The organism is Spirillospora sp. CA-142024, from assembly GCF_050942325.1.
Taxonomy (GTDB): Bacteria; Actinomycetota; Actinomycetes; order Streptosporangiales; family Streptosporangiaceae; genus Spirillospora.
The window spans coordinates 1955819-1972182 of record NZ_CP192077.1 but is presented as its reverse complement, the minus strand read 5'-3'; the positions used below and the strand labels follow the sequence as shown (position 1 = coordinate 1972182).

12 protein-coding genes are annotated in these 16364 nt (G+C 70.4%); 9 read left to right on the top strand and 3 right to left on the bottom strand.

What is annotated here, in order from left to right:
* Window positions 1-119: 119 nt before the first annotated feature.
* The gene (locus tag ACQPZP_RS09480) at window positions 120-722 is read right to left on the bottom strand and encodes a ribonuclease III family protein (RefSeq protein WP_433479577.1); all 603 of its coding nucleotides are present in this window, start codon (window positions 720-722) and stop codon (window positions 120-122) included.
* A 387-nt stretch (window positions 723-1109) separates the two neighbouring features.
* Here ACQPZP_RS09480 and ACQPZP_RS09475 point away from each other — a divergent pair, with 387 nt between their 5' ends.
* Window positions 1110-1550 carry an ATP-binding protein gene (locus tag ACQPZP_RS09475; RefSeq protein ID WP_433477253.1) on the top strand — a complete coding sequence of 147 codons (441 nt, stop codon included), beginning with the start codon at window positions 1110-1112 and terminating at the stop codon, window positions 1548-1550.
* A gap of 510 nt (window positions 1551-2060) precedes the next feature.
* On the opposite strand, the gene ACQPZP_RS09470 is transcribed toward ACQPZP_RS09475, so the two are convergent.
* Window positions 2061-3542: a helix-turn-helix domain-containing protein gene (locus tag ACQPZP_RS09470; RefSeq protein ID WP_433477252.1), complete on the bottom strand. Its 1482-nt coding sequence runs from the start codon at window positions 3540-3542 to the stop codon at window positions 2061-2063.
* Window positions 3543-3662: 120 nt separating this feature from the next.
* Between ACQPZP_RS09470 and ACQPZP_RS09465 the strand changes: the two genes are divergently transcribed.
* From ACQPZP_RS09465 to ACQPZP_RS09435, 7 genes are read left to right on the top strand one after another with little or no spacing between them, the layout of a single operon-like run.
* Complete coding sequence (locus ACQPZP_RS09465) at window positions 3663-4724, top strand: DUF917 domain-containing protein (protein WP_433477251.1); 1062 nt, start codon at window positions 3663-3665, stop codon at window positions 4722-4724.
* Window positions 4717-6285 (top strand): ROK family protein, encoded by a 1569-nt coding sequence (locus tag ACQPZP_RS09460; RefSeq protein WP_433477250.1) that lies wholly within the window; start codon window positions 4717-4719, stop codon window positions 6283-6285. The genes ACQPZP_RS09465 and ACQPZP_RS09460 overlap by 8 nt, the downstream gene beginning before the upstream one ends.
* Before the next feature lie 47 nt (window positions 6286-6332).
* Window positions 6333-7919 (top strand): ABC transporter substrate-binding protein, encoded by a 1587-nt coding sequence (locus tag ACQPZP_RS09455; RefSeq protein WP_433477249.1) that lies wholly within the window; start codon window positions 6333-6335, stop codon window positions 7917-7919.
* A gap of 1 nt (window position 7920) precedes the next feature.
* Complete coding sequence (locus ACQPZP_RS09450; protein WP_433477248.1) at window positions 7921-8937, top strand: ABC transporter permease; 1017 nt, start codon at window positions 7921-7923, stop codon at window positions 8935-8937.
* On the top strand, window positions 8934-9827 hold the full coding sequence (locus tag ACQPZP_RS09445) for an ABC transporter permease (protein ID WP_433477247.1): 894 nt from the start codon (window positions 8934-8936) through the stop codon (window positions 9825-9827). Before ACQPZP_RS09450 ends, ACQPZP_RS09445 begins: the two co-directional genes overlap by 4 nt.
* Window positions 9824-10588, top strand: coding sequence for an ABC transporter ATP-binding protein (locus ACQPZP_RS09440; RefSeq protein ID WP_433477246.1), 765 nt, complete (start codon window positions 9824-9826; stop codon window positions 10586-10588). The genes ACQPZP_RS09445 and ACQPZP_RS09440 overlap by 4 nt, the downstream gene beginning before the upstream one ends.
* A 2-nt stretch (window positions 10589-10590) precedes the next feature.
* On the top strand, window positions 10591-11538 hold the full coding sequence (locus ACQPZP_RS09435) for an ABC transporter ATP-binding protein (RefSeq protein ID WP_433477245.1): 948 nt from the start codon (window positions 10591-10593) through the stop codon (window positions 11536-11538).
* A gap of 247 nt (window positions 11539-11785) precedes the next feature.
* Here ACQPZP_RS09435 and ACQPZP_RS09430 read toward each other — a convergent pair whose 3' ends face one another.
* Window positions 11786-13117, bottom strand: coding sequence for an EamA family transporter (locus ACQPZP_RS09430; protein ID WP_433477244.1), 1332 nt, complete (start codon window positions 13115-13117; stop codon window positions 11786-11788).
* Between the two features lie 1303 nt (window positions 13118-14420).
* Here ACQPZP_RS09430 and ACQPZP_RS09425 point away from each other — a divergent pair.
* Window positions 14421-16256, top strand: coding sequence for a glycoside hydrolase family 15 protein (locus tag ACQPZP_RS09425; RefSeq protein WP_433477243.1), 1836 nt, complete (start codon window positions 14421-14423; stop codon window positions 16254-16256).
* The last annotated feature ends 108 nt before the right edge of the window (window positions 16257-16364 follow it).

The window sequence follows — 16364 nt, the reverse complement described above, 5'->3', positions numbered from 1 at the left end:
GATCCGTCCGGAGTCCGGCGGCAGGTGCAACCCGGCTCCGATCGGCGCGAAGGAACACGCCGGACGAAGACGAGACGGCCCCTGTCAGGGAGCGTCCCGGTTAGGACCTCACAGGGAGGTCATTTCGACAAGCCGTCCCCCGAGGTCCGGGGGGTGGCGACTCCGCCGGTGGTCTGGCCGCTGATCGCACGCCAGGCGATCTCGGCGGCGTTCTTCTCGGCCTCCTTGAAGCTACGGCCCTTGCCTGAGCCGTACTTGACCTCGCCGCCCCAGACCCAGGCAGTGAACTCCGCGTCATGGTCCCTACCGCCGCTCTGCTCGGCTTCGTAGACAGGCTCCTCCAGGCCCTCGTCCTTGGCGAGGTCCTTCAGGGCGTCCTTCCAGTCCAGCCCCGGGCCCAGCAGCAACAGCCGTTCGATGGGTTCATCGAACAGCCGGTACACCAGCGCGAGGGTCTGGTCCATCCCGAATCGCAGGCGGACCGCTCCGATCAGGGCCGTCAGCGTGTCGGCCAGGATGGAGTCCTTGTTCGCCCCACCGCCGGCCTTCTCACCCCGGCCCAGCCGGATGTTTCGGCCGACCCGGAGCGAACGGGCGACCTCGGCCAGCTCCGGCGCGGAGACAGCAGCACTGCGCAGCTTGTTCAGCGCACGGTCCGTGACCTCGGGACTGCGGTCGTACACCAGGTCGGTGACGCCCGTCAGCACGGCCGGCTGGCCCACGAAGGTCAAAGGCTTCTCGGTGGGCAGGCCGTTCTCGTCGCGTAGGAACGGTGTGTGAGAGCCCGCACGAAGAACTCGTCATCGTGCGCGAGGCCCAACTTGCGGGCCAGTACCTCTCGATCCGATGCGGACTGACCTCGCCGCTCCGGTTCTTTGACCGTCATCCTCGTCTCCTGTCTTGTTTGGGGAAATCGGTCGCGGGCGCCCCTGGGGCCACCCACGACGTACCGTGCGGTCCGCGGAAGAGGCCGCAACATGCCACCAACGTGGCGGCAGGCACATCGGAGTCGTCGTCTTGCTGAGAGCCGTCGCGGGCGGACGGTCCTCACTGCGAGGTGCTCGGAACCTCGCAGTCGTACAAACCACTCTTTAGGAAAGGGGCATCTCGTGAGAGAGATCCTCGATGAGGAGCGCTTCCCGCCCTTCAGGAAGCTCTTCTTCGCGCTGGAGCAGGCACGACCCGAGTTCGCGGGCACCGTGACGCGTCTCAAGCTGGCGGAGCTGAACCACCCGGAGGCGGATGTCGCGGGGGTGCTGGCGCGCGAGCTCATGCGCAACGCCTACCAGCACACCACGGGGGCGAACCTCGCGGAGCTGGACGGTGAGCTGCCGCGCACCGTCCGCCTGGAGGTCGGCATGGTCGACGTGCCGGGCTGCGCCGAGGCCCGGGTCCGCGTCGCCGTCTTCGACCAGGGGGACCTGTTCGGGTTCTCCCCGGCGAACGTCCGTCGCGGCCTGATGCTCGCCCAGGCCTTGGGCGACCGGTACGGCTACGGCTGCGACCGCGTCCGACGGCCGGACGGAAAGGTCGTGTGGGTCCAGTTCTGATCTCGGGCCGCGCCTGAGATCCGCTCCAACGGCCGCAGCGGCTCGTGTCAACGGGCCTCGGCGGTGACACGGACCGGCCTCCATCCCCGACGGGATGGAGGCCGGCTCTTTTCGTTGGGGCACGCCAAGCCGGCATGCATGTCCGACCTCACGCCGAAGGGCAAGTTGCCAGGCGGGCCGGTTCTGTGTGCAATGGAACACACACCCGATCCGGAAATAGGTACTTGCGGATCCGGCCGGGCTCCGTACAGTCCACTATGCGGGTCTTCGGGCTCGTAATTGTTGATTACAGTTGATTGCAAATGAAACGGGGTTATTGATATGTCCAAGGAAATCGGAAAGAACGACGAAGGCACCATCGTCATCACCGACGAGGGTGTGATCGACGTCGAATCCAACAAGTGATCGACGTGGCCGCTGAGGCCACGATGATTTGATTACCGGCCGCTCTCGTTCCAGGATTCCTGGGACGAGGGCGGTTCTTTCGTTCCCGGCCGGGGCGCGGGCGGGTCAGTCGCGGAGGCGGACGCGGCAGGCGAGGTGCAGGGCGAATGCGGTGTCCGGGTCGGCCAGGTCGGCGCCCAGCCGTTCGACGATCTTCCTGATCCGGTAGTTGACCGCGTTCGGGTGCAGTGCCAGCCGGGACGCGGCGGCCTTCAGCGAGCCGCGCGCGTCGAGGTAGGCGCACAGGGTCGCGATGGCCTCGGCCGACCGTTCCGCGCCGAGCGCGTCGAGCGGGCCGAGCAGGTCGTCGACCACCCGGCGGCTGAGCGGCGAACCGGCGATCTGGGCGAGCACCCGGTTGATCCCCGCGGCGTCGAAGGTGTGGACGAGCTCGCGGGAGCGGGCGGCGATCGCCGCCGCCGCGCGGGCCTCCGTGGCCGACTGGCGCAGCCCGTCGATCCCCCGCTGCGGCGTGCCGATCCCGAAGCGCAGCACCATGCCGGGGTGTTCGTCGGCCACGGCCGCCCGCATGGCCTCGATCATCTGCCTGGCGCGCGCCTCGCGTATCTCGACCCGGGCGGTGCCGACCAGCACGATGTCGGCGGCGAGCCGGGCCACGTTCCACGACTCGCCGGGCGGCAGCGGAGCCTGGTGCGTGCGCAGAGTGAGAGTGTCGAACAGCCGCCGCCGTTCCGCCAGCTCGGCCGGGTCCGGGCCGGGCGGCCGGTCCGGAGTCGTCCAGATCGCGGTGTGCAGGTCGTCGACGGCCAGGCCGAGCAGCCGGGCCCGGTCGGCCAGCGCGCCCGCCTGGGCGCGCTCGGTGACGATCAGCTCGGTGAGGATGTCGGACCGGGTCTGGCCGGGTGCGGTCGCCCGCTCCAGGGCGAGCTGCCGCAGCCGCCCGATCGCGGCGGCCACGGCGGGCAGCACCAGCCGTACCGCGTCGTCGGGCGGGCCGGTCACGCCGCCGTGCCGCCGCCCCGCCACCCAGATGGGCTCGGCGTCGCCCGGCCGGGTGGTGTCGGTCGTCGTCAGGGTGCGGCCGAGCACGGCGCCGACCTTTTCCAGCAACGCGGCGACACGGTCTCCGGCGTCGGCGGGGTCAGGAGATTCGGTGATCTGGCGGACGATCCGGAGCGCGGCCTGCGCTCGGGCGAGCGAGTCGGCGGCGTCGCCCCGGATGACCTGGCCGAGGTAGAGCACGACCTCGGCGACGTCACAGTCCTCCTCGGCGGCGAGCACCGCCAGGCCGGCCCGTTCGGCCAGCCGGGCGGCGGTGACGGGAAGCGGCCCGCCGCCGATGAGGACGAGCGCCGGCACGCCGCGTTCGGCGGCGGTCCGGATCGCGATGTCCAGCTGGTATCCGGCGGCCTTCGCGGCCGAGCGTCCGGTCACGACGACGAGCGCGCCGGCCGGGGCACGCTGCAGCCGGGCCAGTTCCTCGACCGCGGTGACGGAGGTGAGCGGCACGGCGTCCGGCGGCCCGGCGAGCAGGGTGAGGGGGATCCGGGGGGAACCGGATCTGAGCAGATCCGCGACATGGGACACGAACGGCATTGTGCCAGTGGCACAAACTCAGCCGAAACCTTGTGCCGCCCGCCCTTCCCCCAGGTCAGACGACCAGGGGATTCTTCCTGCATGCAGATGACACCTTCGAGGACCGGTCGCGTGACGCTCGACGACGTTCCGGCGCTCGCCCGCGGCTGCGCGATCCTGGGCACCGGAGGCGGCGGGGAAGTCGAAACGGGCGCGCTGACCACGGTCCGGGCCATCGACCAGTTCGGTGAGGTGCCGCTCATTCCACTGTCGGGAGTGCCCGACGACAGCCTGATCCTGCCGCTGGGGGCGATCGGGGCGCCCACCGTCTCCCACGAGATGCTGATGAGCGGGGAGGAGCCCCTGCTCATCCGGGACGAGGTCGAGCGGATCCTCGGCCGTCCCGTGGCCGCGGTGATGGCGTGCGAGATCGGTGGCGCGAACGGCGTCGAGCCGGTCGCCTGGGCGGCACGGCTGGGGCTTCCGCTGGTCGACGCCGACGGGATGGGACGGGCGTTCCCCGAGGTCCAGATGGTCGCGATGCACGTGGCGGGACGGCCGGTGACCCTCGCCGTCCTGGCCGACGTGCAGGGCAATGTCACCACGGTCCGCCCGGTCGACGGGCTGTGGTCGGAGCGCATCTCCCGCGCGGTCGCGGTCGCGTGCGGAGCCTCGGCGCTGATGGCCGACTACGTGATGACCGCCGCGCAGGCGCGCGGCGCCGTCATCGAGGGAACGGTGAGCAGGGCCCTCGCGATCGGCCGCGCCGTGCAGGACGGCTCCGACCCGCTCGGCTCGCTGCGCGCGACGCTGGACGCCACCCTGCTGATCACCGGGAAGGTGATCGACGTGGAGCGGCGGACCGGCGGCGGGTTCGTCCGCGGCAGCCTGGTCGTCGACGGCACCGGCGACGACCGCGGACGGCTGCTCCGGGTGGAGATCCAGAACGAGAACCTGATCGCGCTCGAGGACGGCCGGCCGCGCGCCTGCGTCCCCGACCTGATCACCGTGGTGGACGCGCAGACCGCCGGCGCCATCTCCACCGAGTCGCTGCGGTACGGCCAGCGGGTGGCGGTGCTGTCCTGGCCGTGCGACCCGATCTGGCGGACCGAGCGCGGTCTGGCCACGGCCGGCCCGCGGGCATTCGGCTACGACATCGACTACACGCCCGTGGAGGAGCTCACTCATGGCTGACCGTAAGTCCGGCGGCACCGCCCAGGACCTGCGCATCGGCGTCGACGTCGGCGGCACGAACACCGACGCGGTCGTCCTGACCGCGAAGGGCGAGGTACTGGCGAGGACGAAGCAGCCGACGAGCGCGGACGTCACCTCGGGTCTCCACGCCGCGCTGACGACGGTGCTGGACCGGCTCGGCGACGACGCCCACCGGGTGGGCCGGGTCATGCTCGGCACCACGCACGCCACCAACGCGATCCTGGAACGCCGCGGCCTCGGCCGGGTGGCCGCGATCCGGCTCGGCGGCCCGGCCACCACCTCGGTCCCCCCGGCGCAGTCCTGGCCGGCGGACCTGTCGGCGGCCATCACCGCGCGCACCGCCGTGCTGCCCGGCGGCTACTACGTCGACGGCCGGCCGATCTCGCCGCTGGACACCGACGCGCTGCGGGCGGTGCTGGCCGACTCCGCCGACGCGGACGCGATCGCGCTGACCGGGGTGTTCAGCCCCGCGTCCGCCGACCAGGAGCTGGAGGCGGCGGAGATCGTCCGGGCCGAGCTCGGCGACGGGGTGCCCATCTCGATGAGCCACGAGATCGGCACGCTCGGGCTGCTGGAGCGCGAGAACGCGACGATCCTCAACGCCGGCCTCTACCGGGTGATCAGCGCGGTGTGGGAGGGGCTGCAGAACACGCTCACCGAGCGCGGACTGGACGTCACGACCTACTTCGCGCAGAACGACGGCACCCTGATGGCGATCGACTACGCCGTCCGGTACCCGGTGCTGACGATCGGCTCGGGCCCGGCCAACTCCATCCGGGGCGCGGCGTTCCTCTCCGGTCTCGCCGACGCGATCATCGCGGACGTCGGCGGGACCTCGACCGACTTCGGTGTGCTGTCCTCCGGCTTTCCCCGGGAGTCGTCCGCGGGCGTCGAGATCGGCGGGGTGCGGACCAACTTCCGGATGCCCGACATCCTCGCGCTCGCGCTCGGCGGCGGCACCGTCATCGGGCCGGACGGGACGGTCGGGCCGCAGTCGGTCGGCTACCGGATCACCGAGAAGGCGCTGACCTTCGGCGGCGACACCCCCACGATGACCGACGCGGGCGCGCTGGCGGGCCGCGGCGCGCCGGCCGGGGCACCGATCCCGGCCGGCCTGCACGGCGCGCTGGCCTCGGCGGTGGAGACGGCCGACCGGATGCTCGCCGACGCGGTGGACCGGATGACCCTCGGCAAGACCGACCAGCCGCTGATCGCGGTGGGCGGCGGGTCGTTCCTGATCGGCGACGCCCTGGCCGGCGTCGCCGAGGTGATCCGCCCCGGCCACGGGGACGTGGCGAACGCCGTCGGCGCGGCGATCGCCATGGTCAGCGGCACGATCGAGACCATCATCCCGGCCGGCGAGGGCCGCCGGGACGCCATCGCCGAGGCCTCCGGCGACGCCGCCCGCCGGGCCGTGCAGGCCGGCGCCGACCCGGCCGGCGTGGAGGTCGTGGAGATCACCGAAGTTCCGATGAGCTACCTGCCCGAACCCGCGCTGCGGCTCCGGGTCAAGGCCGCCGGCCCGCTCGGCAGCCTCTGAGCCCGGCCCTACTCCCCTGTCCGGTCCCCTGCAAGGAGATCCCCGTCATGTCCTGGCGCATGAGATCACTGGCGCTCACGGCGGCAATCGCCGTCGCCGCCACCGGCTGCTCGGGCGGAACCGTCCGCAAGTCGGCCTCGTCGAACAGCTCGTTCATCTACTCCTTCAACCTCAACGTCGTCACCGACTGGGACCCCGCGACCTCGTACTCCAACGAGATCATCGCGATGCAGAACGTCTACGAGTCGCTGACCCGGTACGACACCAAGGCCAAGAAGGTCGAACCGCGGCTCGCGACGAAGTGGGCCTCGTCCGACGGCGGCAAGAAGTGGACCTTCACCCTGCGGGACGGGGTGAAGTTCCACACCGGCACCGCGCTGACCTCCAGCGTCGCCAAGGCCGCGATCGAGCGGACGATGAAGATGAAGGGCGGGGCCGCCTACATCTGGGACGCGGTGAAGACCATCGAGACCCCGGACCCGCACACCATCGTGTTCAACCTGAAGTACGCGGCACCGCTCGACCTGGTCTCCTCCTCCGGCTACGCCTCGTACATCTACGACACCAAGGCGCCCGGCGGCGGGGACCTGAAGGACTACGTCGCCAAGGGCCACGACACGGGCACCGGACCGTACACCGTCGCCTCCTGGAACAAGGGACAGGAAGCCGAGGTGCGGCTGGGCCAGTTCAAGGACTACTGGGGCGGGTGGAACGGCGCGCACTACACCAGCGTCGAGTTCCGCAACACCCCGCAGGTCACCACCGCCTGGCAGCAGTTGCAGGCCGGTGACGTCACCTACGTGCACAGGCTCAACCCGCAGCTGTTCGCCCAGGCGAAGGGGATGAAGAGCCTCAAGACGGAGTCGGTGCCGTCGTTCCAGAACCTCATCGCGTTCTTCAACACGAAGTCCGGCCCGATGAAGGACGTCAACGTCCGCAAGGCCGTCCAGGCCGCGATCGACTACAACGGCCTGGTGTCGACGCTGAAGGGTTCGGGGACCGCCGCCAGCGGCGTCGTCCCGACCGGGCTGACCGGGGCGACCCCCGGTCTGGCCGGGAACCGGAACACCGCCGAGGCGACGCGGCTGCTGAACCAGGCCGGATACGGGCCCGGGAAGAAGGCGCTGACGCTCGACCTCACCTACGCGCAGGGTGACGACGACCAGCAGAAGTTCGTGACGCTGCTCAGCTCGGCGCTCAAGAGCCTGAACGTGAAGCTCCAGGCCAAGCCGATGCAGTGGGACGCGCAGTGGGACCGGGCCAAGAGCAAGGACCCGTCCAAGCGCCAGGACATCTTCGTCATGTACTGGTACCCGGACTACCCGGACGCCTACAGCTGGTTCCTGAACCTGTTCCGCTCGGCCGACCCGGTCAACTTCAACCTCACCTACCTCGACGACTCCGGCGTCGACGGCGAGATCGACAAGCTGCCCGAGCTGACCGCCACGAACCGGTCCGCGGCGGAGGCGGCGTACGCGTCGCTCCAGCGCAAGCTGCTGGTCGACCAGGCCGTCGCGGCGCCGCTGTTCGTCCAGCAGTACCAGCGGGCATACTCCGCGGACGTCGACGGCTACACCGACGACCCGGCGTACCCCAACGTCGTGTTCGCGCACGAACTCCGTCCGGCCGCGTGACATGACCCGTTACCTGCTCCGGCGCCTGGCACAGGCCGCGTTCGTCGTGGCCGGTGTCGTGGTGCTCACCTTCGTGGTGATGCGGCTCGTTCCCGGGGACCCGGCGGTCACCTACGCCGGGCCCCGGGCCTCCGCCGCCGAGCTCGCCCGCACCCGCGCGGAGCTCGGCCTGGACGACCCCCTGCCCCTCCAGCTGTGGGACTACCTCACCTCGCTGGTCCAGGGCGACTGGGGGATCAGCCTGCACACCCGCCAGGACGTGCTCGGTGACATCTCCACCGCCTTCCCCGCCTCACTGGAACTGGTCGGCACCGGGGTGATCATCGCGGTGCTGGCCGGCATCCCGCTCGGCGTGCTCGCCGCCCGGTACCGGGGCCGGCCGGCCGACGGCTCCATCCGGATCTCGTCGATGGCGGGCGTGTCGGTGCCGGTCTTCCTGCTGGCGCTCTTCGCGCAGAACATGTTCGCGACGAAGCTCGGCTGGCTGCCCGTCGCCGGCGAGTACGACCCCGAGCTCGACGGCACCAGCCCGCTGCACCTGTTCACCAACATCACGGCGGTCGACGCGCTCATCACCGGGAACTGGCCGATCCTCGGCAGCACCCTGGCCCACCTGGTGCTGCCCGCGGCCGCGATCGCCGCGTACCCGACCGGCGTGGTCGCCCAGATGACCCGGGCCGCGCTCATCGAGGAGTCGGCGCAGAACCACGCGCGGCTGGAACGGGCCCTCGGTTTCACCCGGTGGCAGGTGCTGACCCGGTTCTCGCTGCGCCCGGCGCTCAGCCCGGTGCTGGCGCTGCTGGCGCTCGTCTTCGCCTTCTCCCTGGTGAACGCCTTCCTGGTCGAGGCGATCTTCAACTGGCCGGGCCTCGGCCGGTACGCCGCCGACTCGATCCGCTCGTCCGACGCCCCCGCCATCGCGGGCGTCACCATCGCGATCGCGTTCACCTACGTCATCGTCAACCTGCTGGTGGACCTCGCGCAGGCCGCCATCGACCCGCGGGTGAGGATCAGATGACCGCTGTCGACACCACCAAGGCGCCGCCCATCCGAGAACGGCCCGTGCACCGGCTGATGCGGGCCGCCGGCACCGACCGGCTCGCCACCGTCGGCGCCGTGATCCTCGTCCTCATCGTGATCGCGGCCATCGCGGCCCCGCTGCTGTCGCCCTATCCGGCCGACGGGACCGACGCGACCCACCCGGCGGAGGCGCTGCGATCGCCGAGCGCCGAGCACTGGTTCGGGACCGACGCTGTCGGACGCGACATGCTCACCCGGGTGCTCTATGGAGCGCGCACCTCCCTGACGATCGCCGTCGCGGTGCTCGCCCTCTCCGCCGTCATCGGCGTGCTGCTGGGCGTCTTCGCCGGCTACGCGGGCGGGATCGTCCGGGACGTGATCATGCGGATCACCGACGTGTTCCTGGCCTTCCCCGCGCTGCTGCTGTCGGTGGCGCTGGCGCTGGTGCTGCATCCCGGGGTGCAGGAAGCGATCATCGCCATCACCGCCTCCTGGTGGCCCTGGTACGCCCGGATGGCCGCGGTCGCCGCGACGTCCATCAGATCGCGCGGCTTCATCGACGCGGCCCGCTGCCTCGGCGGATCCCGGACGCGGATCGTGCTGCGGCACGTCCTGCCCAACTCGCTGACCCCGGTGCTGGTCCAGCTCTCCCTGGACGCGGGCGGGGTCATCCTCACCGCCGCGGCGCTGTCCTTCCTCGGCCTCGGGCCGCAAGAGCCCACCGCGGAATGGGGACTCATGGTCCAGCAGGGGCAGAGCCTGTTCACCACGAACTGGTGGGTGGTCGCCTTCCCGGGCCTCGGCATCGTCATCACCGCGTTCTGCTTCAACGTGCTCGGCGAAGGTCTGCGGTCCGTCCTCGATCCCCGGCGGGAGGTCACCCGATGAAAGCGGTGCTCACTGCGGAGAACCTGCGGGTACGGGCCGGTGACCTGCTGCTGGCCTCGCTCGACGAGCTGAGCGTCGGCCCCGGCGAGTGCGCGGCGATCGTCGGCGAGAGCGGCTCGGGCAAGACCACGGCCCTGAACGCGATGCTCGGGCTGACCGACGGGCTGGAGGTCAGCGGGAAGATCGTCGTCAACGGCACGGACGTCGTGACGGCGGACGACCGGACGCTGTCCCGGATGCGCGGCTCGGTGCTCGCTCTGGTCAGCCAGAGCCCGCAGTCGTCCCTCAACCCGACGATGCGGCTCGGGACACTGCTCAAGCGGGTGCTGGCCCGGCACGGGCTGCGCGGCGCCGAGGCCCGGAAACGCACCGAGGAGGCGCTGCGGAGCGTCCTGCTCGACCCCGGGCTGCTGCGCCGCTACCCGCACCAGGTCTCCGGCGGCCAGGCGCAGCGCTTCGCCATCGCCATGGCCGTCGCCCTGCGCGCCGACGTCATCCTCGCCGACGAGCCGACCAGCGCGCTGGACGTCACCGTGCAGGCCGCGGTGCTGGACCTGCTGGCCCGGTTGCGCGACGAGCACGGCATCGCCCTGGTCTTCGTCTCGCACGACCTGGCCGTCGTGTCCGGGATCGCCGACCACGTCGTCGTCATGCGGCAGGGCCAGGTGGTCGAGGCCGGGCCGGCCGCCGACGTCCTGCGACGTCCCTCCGCCGCCTACACCCGGGAACTGCTCGACGCGGTCCCCGCGATCGGGGAGTGAACATGCTCAGCGCGGACGATCTCACGATCAGCTACGAGCGGACCCGGGTGGTCCACGACGTCTCCCTCACGGTGCCGGAGACCTCCGGCGGGGTCGCCGTCATCGGGGAGAGCGGCTCGGGCAAGACCACCATCGCGCGGGCGCTGCTCGGCCTGGTCAAGCCCGAGCGCGGCAGCGTGCTGTTCCGCGACCGGAACATCGCCGAGCTCGACCGGGCGGGCCGGGCGCTCTACCGGTCGCAGGTGCAGCCGGTGTTCCAGGACGGCAGCGAGGCCCTCGACCCCCGGATGCGCGTCGGCGCCTCGATCTCCGAAGCGTTGCGGCTCCGGCGCCGCCGCGCCCTTGCCGGGCGCGCGGCGCCATCGGTTTCGGATCTGCTCACCGACGTCGGTCTCGACCCGGCCCTGGCCGACCGGCGTCCGCACCAGCTGTCCGGCGGGCAGCGGCAGCGCGTGGTCATCGCGCGGGCGCTGGCGGTCGGCCCGCGGCTTCTCATCCTGGACGAGCCGACCAGCGCCCTGGACGTCACCGTCCAGGCCCACGTGCTGGACCTCCTTGCCGGGCTGCGGGACGAGCACGGGCTGAGCTACCTGCTGATCACCCACAATCTGGCCATCGTCGACCGGCTCTGCGACACCGTGCACGTCCTGTTCGCCGGACGGATCGTAGAGTCCGGCCCGATCGGCGACGTGCTCGGCGCCCCGGCCCATCCGTACACGGCCGCGCTGCGCGACGCCGTCCCCCGGCTGGGCGCCGCGCACCGCGCCGCCGGCGCCTCGGACGCGCTGCCGGCGACCACCGGCTGCCCTTTCCGGCACCGCTGCCCGATCGCGGTCGACCGGTGCGCCACCGAGGAGCCGAAGCGCCTGCCCATCAGCGACGGCCACAGCGTCGCCTGCCACGAGGCCGCCCCGGCCAAGGACGACTCCAGGTCCGGCGTCAGGCAGTGAAAAAGAAGGGACGGCGGGAGGACGAATCCTCCCGCCGTCATATGTGGACGTGACGCTGGCCAAGGCGTCACGCTGCTGTGGAATTCCCACGGTTCCGGTGCTGGATGGCCGATCCAGCCCGAATCCGTGTTCATGGTCTGCGGAGACCGTGGTCTCCGCACCCTGCTCCGCCTCTAAGGCGGTTTCTCCCCCCTCTAGGGCGGTGTACGTCCTGCTGCGGGCGATGTGGCTGCCACCGCGACCGTGGCTAGGACGTCGTGGTGGTTGGTGCCGTCTCCCGAGCGAGACGGATCGCTTCCTCGGCCTCCTTGACGGCGGCCTGAGCGGCCTTGTCCCGGGCCGCAGCGGTGTCCGTCTCGTCCGTGGGCTTCTTGGCCGCTTCCCGTGTCTTCCTCGGGTGTCGGTCCTTCTCCGCGTCGGCGTTGGCCTTCACGCGCTCGGCCTCGGCGACCTCCCGTTCGGCCTGGGCAACGGCCTCCTCGCAATCCGCATACTCCTGGGCCTTCCGCTCAAGCTCGTCCAGGAGCTTGCGACGCTGCTTCCGAGCGTGCTCCAGAACGACCTCGAGCGATGCCGGCGACAGCTCGACGAGCGGAGTGTGGCTCAGCTCCTTCAGGCTAAGGCTCATGTTGGCGACCGCCGTGGCGGACACCGTCATGACGACGAGCCCCGCCCACTGGACCACGTCCAGGCGGTCGCCCAGGAAGGTCACCCCGACAAGGGTGGCGATCACCGGGCTGGCGGCGAGGAACACCGCGTACACGGCGTCCCCGGCGAGCTCGCGCGCCGGCATCTGGATGATGCGCGGCAGGGTGTTGTTCAGCAGCCCCACCACGACGGCCCAGATGATGACGGACCAGTTCATGAGCGGAGCGAAGCCACCGGTGACCCAGGCGACGCCGCCGGCGAGAACGCCGACGAACACCAGCGACCACGCGATGGCCTTTTCGGTGTAGACCCGTCCCGCCCCTTGGATGAGGCGGTCCGTGACCGGCAGGAAGAGCGTCTTGGCCGCCCCGGCCCCCACGGCGCAGATCACGCCGAAGAGAAAATGGTCTCCCTGTACCGTCCCGTTTTGCTGAACGAGAAGGACCACGCCGACCGCGAGAGCCGCCGCGAACAGGGTGAGGACGGCGGCACGCCCCCTGTGCCCGCTCCTGATGCCCCAGATGACCGGGACGAGGAGCGGGATCGCGTAGTAGATCCCTCCGGCGATGCCGAAGGGGATCATGGTGAGCGCGAGGACGAACAGCGCTTTGTCCCCCGCGATGGTCGCGAAGGTCAGCAGGGCCAGCCTGCGCGACCCCTCCGGCCTTTCGGCGGCGCCCTCCGGCGCACCGGTACCCTGCCCCCTCCGCCACCGCGCCGGAATCGGCAGGTAGATGCGAAGGAGCAGGAGCAGTCCACCGATGGTGGACTCCAGGAACGTGGCGTGCTGGACCTGCAGCGGCCCGTTGGGCTGGATGAGCCGCTCGTCCAGAATCGCTTTGCCCCCGGCCGAGCTGAGCCTGTCGAGGCCGCCCAGCAACACCCCGAAGCCTGGGTGTCGCTTACGTGTAACAGCATTCTTGTTTGTCATTGTCGGAACTCCTCGTACGAGGCGCGCACAAAGAGAACCGGTCGTGACCCCGGCTCCCCATGTGTCACGCCCGTTGGATGGGCACGACTCCGTGGAGCCAGGGTCGTTCGCCTCCGATGGTCGAGCATGGCCGCTCAGCTGCGGAGACCTGCAGGTTGCCGCCCGGTGAACAGGCCCTTACGAACTGTTGATCACGCTCAGCCGCCCCCTGGGCCGCGGGCGTGCACGCCCTCCCTTGGAACCGGCGTCGCCGCGCACCACCGGCGAGACACACGGAAACGGCGGGACGGCCCTCCGGCAGAACTTTCCGGAAACCGACCCGCCGTTTTCGTTGACATTTTTACGACCAGGGGCGGACATACCTCCGCCGCGCACGGCGCGCGAGAACACTGCCAAGGCGGGTGGCCTCCTCCGGCAAACCATTCAGCGGCCAATGTGAGAACCATTCAGGATCGGGCGCCACTGCCAGGTGACATTTCTGTATCGCTTCTGGTTCTTTTGCCGCTCACCGGTCATCCGTTCACTTCGCCTGGTCAGGTCACGCGGTCGGCAAAGGAGCCCAGAGTGATCAACACTGGCGCATCCAAGTCCTGCCGCCCGCCGGCGCCGACGCACCGCAGTCGTTCACGCCGGCCCCTACGAGCCGCTCAGGGCGTCCGGATGAAACGTGTACGCATCCACGCTGTGGTCTCGGGCGGCCCGTACCGACGGCATCGTCCCACTGCAAGCCCTGCCCGACCTCGGCCGCCTTTTGGGTCGCCCTCAACCGCGGCTTCCGCCGGGACCCGGACTCCCCGCCCCGCGGCAAGCGCCGGAAGGCACAGGACCCTCGGCCCCTGGCCTGGGTCCCCCGGCCCGCCCTCGCCGGACTGGCCGGATGCTGCCAACCGCCACCGCACCCGGGAAACGGGCCGGCACTATCCCCCCTGGGACCCGGTATCCGGACACCGGGGTCACCCGTCCCCGGTGTCCGCGCGCCCAGCGTTGCGAACCAGGCCCTCGCAGCTCCGGCGCCTCCCCCGCCCGACGCAGACGGCCCCTCCGGCCTCGCGGAACGCGGCCCTCGGCTCAACGTTTTCGCCGAAAGGGCCATAAATCCAACACTGTCCAGAGCCGCTACGGCAATAGCCCCGTCGGCTTGAGAGGTGAGGCGGCGACCCTTTTGAGTCCTGCATGTGTCGGCCGTGTTGCCGACACGTGAACTCCCCGTACGGTCATACCTGCGCGCAGTTCAACTATGTGCGCAGTCAGGAGCGCCGGCTCAGCCGGGTCGCTCACGAACAAGAGACAAGGAGAACGACTCATGATGAGTCCGTTCAAACCGGCGGACCCGGGGAATTCGCCCTGGCCCGCCCGACCGAGTGAGGTCCCCATCAAGGACCTCGCTTTCCTGTACAACTGCCGGACGGCGGCCGCGGTGTCGTCGGACGGCGTGGTCCGGCTGCTGTCGATCCCGTACATCGACGACCCCAGCGTCTTCACGAAGCTCCTCGAAGGCCCGGGCTACTTCCGGGTGGCCCCGGTGGGGTGCCGAGTGCCGGACGCGTTCGACTACGTCACCGGGACGAACGTCCTGGAGACGGAGTGGCTCACGAACACCGGTGACGCCAAGGTCGTCGACGGGCTGATCTGGACCCCCGACGAGGGGTCCGGCGAGATGCTGGTGCGCACGATCGAGTGCACCAGGGGAACCATCGAGATGGAGGTCGACTGCGACATCCACTTCGACTACGGTGCCAAGCCCGGGCGGTGGCAGCGGCGAGACCGCGGCGACCACATTGAGGCCCGTGCCAGTCACGACGGAGTCGAACTCAGGCTCCGGAGCGACCTGGACCTCAAGTTCGACGGCCCCCGGACGGCGGCCCGCTTCACCCTCCGAGAGGGCGAGCGCGGCTTCATCGTCCTGGGCTGGGGTGACCGCCACATGCCGCGGACCTTCAAGCAGGCGAAGCGGCAACTGGCGAACACCATCCGAGGGTGGCGTTCGTGGCTCGCCACGGGCAACATCCCCCGCCACGCCCTCCGGCCGGAGATCGTGCGGGACCTGCTCACCATGAAGGGCGCCTGCCTCGACACGGGCGCGGTCATCGCCGCACCCACGTTCTCGCTGCCGGAAGAACCCGGTGGAGTCCGCAACTGGGACTACCGGAAGTGCTGGCCGCGGGACGCGAAGGAGGTCCTGGAGGCGCTGCGACTCGCCGGCTTCACGCAGGAGGGTCACGCGTACATCGAGTTCCTCCTGGAGCTCTCGGACTACCAGGTCAGGCCCCAGATCATGTACGGGCCGCGTGGCGGGTCCCTGATGCGCGAGGAGGCGCTGGAGCACCTTCCCGGGTTCGGCGGAGCCAGGCCCGTGAACATCGGCAACGATGCCGCGGACCAGCCCCAGCACGACCTTCCCGGGCAGGTCAACCGGGCGATCTGGCTCTTCAAGCGAGACCAGCTCACCTCCGAGTTGTACCGACTGGTGAAGTTCAACGTCCGGTTCTCCCAAAGCACGTGGAACGTTCCCGACGCGGGGCCGTGGGAGCAGCGGGGGGAACCCCGGCGCTTCAACGGCTCGCGGCTCATGCAGTGGGCCGCCGTCGCCTACGGAGCGGACCTCGCCCGTGCCTTCGGCGAGCTGGAGGACGCCATCGAGTGGGAGGCCGCCGAAAAGGAGATGCGAAAGCAGATCCTGGACGACGCCGCCCGCTACGGCAAGTTCACCGCCGCCCCGGGCATGGAGGCGATGGACGTGTTCTGTGTCCGATTCGCCCTTGAGGGCTTCGTGTCGGCAAAGGACCCGTTTTTCGTCGCCACCGTACGGGGCATCGAGGCGGAGCTGACCCACAAGGGTCTGCACCGCCGCTACGACAACCAGAAGTACGGCGACGGGCTGCCGGGTGAGGAGATGATGTTCCTCATCGGCTCCTACTGGCTCGTCGAGGCGTACGTCGAGATGGGCGAGCTGGGCCAGGCGCGCAAGCTGTTCCGGTACCTGCGGACCTTCGACACGCGTCTCCTCCTCCTCCCGGAGGAGGTCGACCCGGAGACGTGGGAGTTCTGGGGGAACCACCCCCAGTCCTTCGTCCACGCCGCCCGTACCAAGGCGGCCCTGGCGCTGGCCCGCGCCGAGGCTGTTGGGGTCGTCCTGTAAGGGACGCTCTCAGTCGTCGTAAACCGGTCCGCTCGTTAGCGGGCCGGTCCAACTGAATAGGTCGGACCGGGTCGCTATGGCTCAGATCGCGGGCCGGTTCCGACCGCA